General features: G+C 69.5%; 5 protein-coding genes. 2 read left to right on the forward strand and 3 right to left on the reverse strand.

Going from position 1 to position 7211, the window contains the following annotated elements:
• The first annotated feature begins 2 nt into the window (after window positions 1-2).
• Complete coding sequence (locus BST12_RS23930; protein ID WP_170062186.1) at window positions 3-1265, forward strand: sialate:H+ symport family MFS transporter; 1263 nt, start codon at window positions 3-5, stop codon at window positions 1263-1265.
• Between the two features lies 1 nt (window position 1266).
• On the opposite strand, the gene BST12_RS23935 is transcribed toward BST12_RS23930, so the two are convergent.
• Window positions 1267-2568, reverse strand: coding sequence for a competence/damage-inducible protein A (locus BST12_RS23935; RefSeq protein ID WP_083115734.1), 1302 nt, complete (start codon window positions 2566-2568; stop codon window positions 1267-1269).
• 45 nt (window positions 2569-2613) lie between these two features.
• On the opposite strand from BST12_RS23935, the gene BST12_RS23940 reads away from it, so the two are divergent.
• Window positions 2614-3993 carry an adenylate/guanylate cyclase domain-containing protein gene (locus tag BST12_RS23940; RefSeq protein ID WP_083115735.1) on the forward strand — a complete coding sequence of 460 codons (1380 nt, stop codon included), beginning with the start codon at window positions 2614-2616 and terminating at the stop codon, window positions 3991-3993.
• Here BST12_RS23940 and BST12_RS34355 read toward each other — a convergent pair.
• Complete coding sequence (locus tag BST12_RS34355) at window positions 3990-4403, reverse strand: hypothetical protein (RefSeq protein ID WP_139801876.1); 414 nt, start codon at window positions 4401-4403, stop codon at window positions 3990-3992. The two genes, BST12_RS23940 and BST12_RS34355, sit on opposite strands and share 4 nt — an antisense overlap.
• Before the next feature lie 132 nt (window positions 4404-4535).
• A partial coding sequence (locus BST12_RS32220; protein WP_170062187.1) for a PE family protein occupies window positions 4536-7211 on the reverse strand: 2676 nt, incomplete at its 5' end.

The following is a 7211-nucleotide window of genomic DNA, read 5'->3' on the forward strand; positions in this document are numbered from 1 at the left end:
ACGTGGCAACGCAACGGATCACGGGCGATCAGCGGAACTCGTTCATAGCTGCGCTGTTGGGCTGGACGATGGACGCCTTTGATTACTTCATCGTCGTGCTGGTCTATGCCGACATCGCACACAGCTTTCACCGCAGCAAAGCCGAAGTCGCATTCGTCACCACAGCCACGCTGTTCATGCGCCCGGTGGGTGCGCTGTTGTTCGGGCTGTGGGCCGACCGCGTCGGCCGCCGGCTACCGCTGATGGTGGACGTGTTGTTCTATTCCATCGTCGGCTTTCTGTGTGCGTTCGCCCCGAATTTCACGGTGCTGGTGATCCTGCGGCTGCTGTACGGCATCGGAATGGGCGGTGAGTGGGGACTGGGCGCCGCGCTGGCCATGGAGAAGGTTCCCGTCGAGCGGCGCGGCTTCTTCTCCGGGCTGTTGCAGGAGGGTTATGCCTTTGGCTACTTGCTGGCAAGCTTGGCTTCGCTCGTCGTGATGGACCTTCTGGATCTGTCCTGGCGGTGGCTGTTCGGTCTGTCCATCATCCCTGCGCTGGTCAGTCTGATCATCAGGTACCGCGTCAAGGAATCCGAAGTGTGGGAGGCCGCCCAGGACCGAATGCGCCTGACTAGCACCAAGGTTCGCGATGTGCTGCGCGAAGGGTCCATCATCCGCCGCTTCTTCTACCTGGTGCTGCTGATGACCGCGTTCAACTGGATGAGCCACGGAACCCAGGATGTCTACCCCACCTTCCTCGGGGCTACCACCAACCACGGCGCGGGCCTGTCCAGTGTGACCGTCAAGTGGATCGTGGTGGTCTACAACATCGGCGCCATCATCGGCGGACTGTGCTTCGGCACCCTGTCCCAGCGATTCAGCCGCCGCTACACCGTCGTTTTCTGTGCGGTCCTGGCACTGCCGATCGTGCCGCTGTTCGCCTATTCGCGCTCCGCGGCAATGTTGTGCCTGGGCGCGTTTCTCATGCAGGTCTGCGTGCAGGGCGCCTGGGGCGTGATTCCGGCGCACCTGACCGAGATGTCGCCGGACGCCATCCGCGGCCTCTACCCCGGGGTGACCTACCAGCTGGGCAATCTGCTGGCCGCGTTCAATCTGCCGATCCAGGAACGACTTGCCGAATCACACGGCTACCCTTTCGCTTTGGCCGCCACGATCGTCCCGGTTCTGACGATGGTTGCTTTCCTGACCCTGATCGGCAAGGACGCCACCGGAATCCGGTTCGGCACCGCCGAAACCGCTTTTCTCCCAGTGGAAGTGAAGTGATCTAGCCGTTCAGCGTGCGCAGCAGCAAGTGCATCGCCACGGTCGTGGAACGCTCGCGGATGTCGGAACGGTTGCCCGGGAGCCGCAGTGTGCGGGTGAGGGACCGTCCGTCGGCCAGTAGCACGGTGAAACAGACTGTGCCCACTGGCTTTTCGTCCGTTCCGCCGCCGGGCCCGGCGATACCGGTGATCGCGACGGCGGTGTCAGCGCCGAAGCGCTGCAGTGCGCCCGCCGCCATCGCCTGGGCGACCGGTTCGGAAACCGCGCCGTGGGTTTCGATAAGGGCCGGGTCTACTCCCAGGAGTTGGACCTTCGCTTCGTTGGCGTAGCTGACCACACCGCCCATCACGTAGTCGGAAGATCCCGGACGGTCGGTGAGCCGGGCCGCCAGCAGCCCCGCGGTACACGATTCCGCGGTCGCGATCCGGCGGCCGGCCAAGTGTTGGGCAACCAAATCGTCAACCTGCGAGCCGTCTTCGGAGAAGATCTTGTCGCCGTGGCGGTCTCGCAGCAACCGGGTCAGGTCTGCGTAGACCTCCGCGGCGCCGGGCTCGTAGCGGGTCACCATTTCGACCTCGCCGCGCCGCAGGCAGGTGGTGATCTCCAGCGAATCAAAGCCCGGAATGGAAGTCTCTGCGCCACGCAATGTTTCGGCGAGTCCTGACTCGGGGAGCCCGAACATGCGGATGGTCTCCTGCTGGTAGGTCGTGCGTCCGGCAATCGCTTCCTGTGCGGCGGGTGTCGCAATTGCCCTGCGCCACATCGGTTGAAGCTCGCGCGGTGGCCCCGGCAGCACCATCACGGTGGGTTTGCCGGGGTTTCCGGCACTTCCGGACACCACCAGGCCGGGCGCGGTGCCCACCGGATCGATCACCTGCGATCCGGCCGGAATCATCGCCTGCTTGCGGTTGGCGGCGCGAATCGATTCGAAGTTCTCCGGAGCCAATCCGCTTTGCGAAGCGGGATTGCGCGCCATCAGATTCCTCAGGATGTCGGCGATCCGGTTCTCGAGTGCGTCGTCGAGCACCAGGTCCCGACCGCAAAAGCGCGCCACCACTTCGACCGTCATGTCGTCGGCGGTGGGTCCCAGACCGCCGCTGGTGATGATCAGGTCCACGCCCTGGTCCGCCATGAATCGCAGCTGCGCTTCGATGTCGGCCGGGCGGTCGCCGCAGATGGTGATGTGTGCCAGCTCGACTCCCAGTTCCAGGAGCCGATCGGCGATCCAGGGGCCGTTGCGGTCTTGGACGCGTCCGGTCAGCACTTCGGTTCCGGTGACGACGACGCCCGCACGTGCGCTCATCGTGCTGAGCCTAACCAAGGGGTGGGCATGCACTAGCCTGAGGCCGTGGCGCAGGCTCCACGTACTCGCTACGCCAAATGCGGCGACCCTGAATCCGGACTCGACATCGCATACCAGGTGCTCGGCGAAGGCCCGCTTGATGTGGTGGTGCTGCCGGGACCGTCGATCCCGATCGACTGCATCGACTCCGAACCGTCGCTGTACCGATTCCAGCGGCGGCTGGCCTCGTTCAGCCGGGTGATTCGCTTCGATCTGCGCGGAATTGGCTTGTCGTCACGCATTCCGTCGCTGGAGATGATGGGGCCGAAATTCTGGGCAGAGGACGTCATCGCGGTGATGGATGCAGTGGGCTGCGAACGGGCGGCCATCCTGGCAACGGGCTACCTGGCGATGGGTGGGCTGGTGCTTGCTGCCGAATATCCCGAACGGGTGAGCAGCCTGGTGTTCATCAACGGCACCGCGCGGGTGTTGTGGGCGCCCGACTATCCGATCGGCGCGCAGACGACCGCGACCGATCCGTTCACGACGGTGGCGATCGAGCCCGACGCAATCGAGCAGGGTTTCGATGTGCTGCGCATCATCGCTCCGACCGTCGCACGCGACGATGCGTTCCGGCAGTGGTGGGACCATGCCGGCAACCGCGCGGCGTCGCCGAGCATGGCCCGTGCCCTGAGCAGAGTCGTGACCGATAGCGATGCCCGCGACACCCTCACGCGCATCGCCGCGCCGACGTTGGTGTTGCATCGCGAAGAGTGCAGGTTCATCCCGGTCGACCACGGTCGCTTCATTGCCCAGCACATCGCCGGATCACGCTATGTCGGGCTCGCGGGTGCGGATTCACTGTACTGGGTTGGCGATGCCGGGGCGATGCTCGATGAGATAGAGGAATTCATCACCGGCGTCCGCGGTAGCTCCGATGCCGAAAGAGTGCTCACCACAATCGTTTTCACCGACATCGTCGGATCGACCGAGCGCGCCGCGGCGCTGGGCGACGAGCGCTGGCGCGACCTGCTCGACCACCATGACACGCTGGTCCGCCAAGAGATTCAGCGATTCGGCGGCCGCGAAGTGAACACCGTCGGTGACGGTTTCGTGGCGACATTCACCAGCCCCAGCGCAGCGATTGCGTTCGCCGACGACATCGTGGACGCAATTCGTGTGCTTGGCATCGAAGTGCGCGTTGGCATTCACGCGGGCGAGGTCGAGGTCCGCGGTGCCGACATCGCAGGCATGGCGGTGCACATCGGGGCCCGGGTCTGCGCACTGGCTAAGCCCAGTGAGGTTCTCGTGTCGTCGACCGTGCGCGACATCGTCACCGGCTCCCGGCGCAGCTTCGCCGACCGCGGTGAATACGAACTCAAAGGCGTGCCGGGCCAGTGGCGGCTGTTCGCCCTCGAGCGATCGCGGGCGGCCGTCAGGTCCTAACGGCCCGGACCGCCGGGTTGGCCTGGTTGTCCGGGCTCACCTGGGGCCCCGGGCTGTCCGGGTGTTCCGTCAGCCCCGGCGGCCCCGCCGGGGCCGCCGGCACCGCCCGCACCGGGTTGACCGCCCGCCCCGGGCGCTCCGCCGCGGCCTCCGTCGCCGCCTCTACCGCCTTGACCGCCAGGTCCCCCGGCCCCGCCCGGACCACCGGCACCGCCCTGTCCGCCTTGTCCACCTTGGCCGCCGGCGCCGCCCTGGCCGCCTTTGCCGCCGGCGCCACCCGCACCGCCTCGTCCGCCGGCACCGCCTTGGCCGCCGGGCTGGCCGGGCTGCCCTGGCTCGCCGGGCTGTCCCGGCTGGCCTGGTTGTCCCGGCTGGCCGGGCGCACCGTCGGTGGGCTCCTCGCCGGTCATGCGGTTGTCACCGGTGGAGTCTGGCTATGCGTCATGTGTCTGCCTCCCTGCGAGCCGTCGGTTTCCTCAGCTCGCGTCAAGCTACCCGAACTGCGGGGTAAAAGGGCCGATCTGTCTCCGTCAGGGGTCAGATCAGGGTAATGATCCGGTGGTGCCGGGGGAACCGTTGGTGGGTGCCGGCGGACCGCCGCCCGCCCCTGCCAAACCGATTGCTCCAGCGGTGGTTCCGCCCGGATAGCTAACCGCGTACGCGCTGCCGGCGTTGCCGCCGCCGCCGCCCTTGTATCCGCCGTCGCCGCCATTGGCGCCGTTGCCGCCGGTGGCGGATCCTGATCCGTAGTTCTTCGCGGTGCCACCGGACCCGCCGCCTCCGGCATAGAGGACAGCATCGCCGCCCCGGCCTCCATTGCCGCCGGTCGCGTTCCCAGTGCCGGCATTGATGGTCGCATTGCCGCCGTCACCGCCGATCCCGTGAATTACGACGACGTCGTTGTAGCCGCTGCCGGCCAATCCGCCCTGGCCGCCGGTGATGTTGTTCGAATTCGCGGCGTTGTTGATTTCGACGCTGCCGCCGCTACCGCCGCTACCGCCAAATCCGCCTGTGATGGGGCTGCTGCCGCCGTTGCCGCCGTCGCCCGGGGTGGCGGCCCCAAGGCCGTCGTTGCGGGCAAAGCCACCGGACCCGCCCGACCCACCGCCTTGTGCGCCGTCGACGCCCGCCCCGCCGTTGCCGGCCTTGGCGGTTGCGGTGGCCGGAGCGCTGGGGTTCAAGACACGCGCATCGCCGCCGGCGCCGCCGTTCCCGCCGACGCCGCCGCCGCCGGCGGCGCCGTCCGCGCCGGCGTGGCCGACGGCCTTTCCGGTTCCGTAGGACCAGGCCGACCCTCCTTGGCCGCCGGATCCACCGCCGCCGCCGTTGATGTCGCCGTTGCCGGTGCCGCCCGCGCCCGGCGCACCGCCGATGGCGTCTCCGGAACCGTTGTTGGTCGCAGTACCGCCGGTGCCGCCGATACCGCCGGTGCTGCTGGTGCCGATGGCGTTGCCGCCCACTCCGGCGGCGCCGCCGATGGCCTTGTGGGTCGAAGTGGCGCTACTGATGTATGCGTCGCCGCCACCCCCGCCATGTCCGGGTTGTGAGAAGCCGAAGTTGTCGAAGCCGGTGCCGCCGGCCCCGCCGACGCCGCCGATGGCATCGTTCGGATTGGCGGCGTTGGTGATTTGCACTCCGCCGCCTTGGCCGCCACCTCCGCCGCCGCCAGTACTACCGATGCCGCCGTTGCCGCCGGTGCCTGGGTTGAGAGTTCCGGTTCCGTCGGTGTAGGCGAAGCCGCCGAAGCCACCGGTCCCGCCGTCGGCGCCGTTGCCGCCGGTACCGCCGTTACCCGAGGTGGCGGTGGCCGTTGAGAGGGCGTTCTTGATACGCGCGTCCCCGCCGCCACCACCGGGCCCGCCGACGCCGCCGGGATTGTCGATGCCATTGGCGCCGGCGGCGCCAATGGCGTTGCCAGTGCCGTAGTTCCACGCGTCACCGCCCCGACCGCCACCCCCGGCGTTCACGGGACCGGACCCGCCGCTGCCCGGTGTGCCGCCGATGGCGTCCCCGGAACCGTTGTTGGTGGCAGTACCGCCACCACCGCCGATACCGCCGTTCCCGACGCTGGCATTGCTGCCGTTTCCGCCGGTGCCGCCGATGGCCTTATGCGTGGCGGCGGAATTGCTGATGAACGCCTCGCCGCCGTTCCCGCCGTAGCCGGCGCCGAAGTTGTTGGCGCCCGTGCCGGCGTCTCCGCCGGTGCCACCAACGGCATCGTGCGGATTGGCGGCGTTGTCGATTTGTACGCTGCCCCCGGTGCCGCCGCTCCCGCCGCCGCCGGTGCTGCCGTTGCCGCCCGCCCCACCGGCACCTGCGCTGATATTCCCTGTTCCGGCCATTTGCGCGGCGCCGCCGGTGCCGCCGCTGCCGCCGGTGAGGCCGTCGCCGCCGGCGCCGCCGTTGCCCGAGATCGCGGTGGCCGTAGAGGCGACGTTAAGGACGCGCGCTGCGCCACCGTGCCCGCCGTTACCGCCCGAGGTTCCGGAGGCCGTGCCGCCGCTGCCGCCGTGACCGCCGTCGCCGCCGGTGACATTCCCGGTTCCGTTGGTGACTGCATCGCCGCCGTCGCCGCCGTTGCCGCCGTTGTAGTTGCCGGCGCTGTTGCCGCCGTCGCCACCCTTACCGCCAGTGCCGCCCTGAGAACCGCTGCTGCCGCCGTCGCCGCCCCTGCCGCCGTGGCCGCCGGCGGCCGAGGCGTTACCGCCGACCCCGCCGGTGCCGCCGTTGCCGTACACGCCGCCGCTGCCGCCAGTCCCGCCGTCACCGCCATTGGTGCCCGGGGCGGCGCTGGTGGCGTCATAACCCGCCCCGCCGTCGCCGCCAGTGCCGCCGGCGGACACGGTGCCCGCCGCGCCGTTGGGGGCGCCGGTACTGCCGTTGCCTCCGGTGCCCACGCCGCCGGGGTTGCCGGCAGTGCCGCCGGTGCCGCCGGTGTGCGTAGCATCGCCGGCGCCGCCAAGGCCACCGTTACCGCCCGGACCGGCGTTGCCGCCGGCACCGCCGGCGCCGCCGGCGCCCGTGGCGCCCGCCTGGCCGAGCAAAGCCGAGCCCCTGCCGCCGGCTCCGCCCGCACCGCCGTCGCCGCCGTGTCCGCCGGTGCCGCCGGTTCCGCCGGGGTCACCCATCGCGCCGGCGGTAGCCCCCATCGCGCCGGTCGCGCCTACTCCGCCGATGCCGCCCACGCCGCCGACGCCGCCGACGCCGCCAGGCCCGCC

This window comes from Mycobacterium angelicum (genome assembly GCF_002086155.1).
GTDB classification, from domain to species: domain Bacteria; phylum Actinomycetota; class Actinomycetes; order Mycobacteriales; family Mycobacteriaceae; genus Mycobacterium; species Mycobacterium angelicum.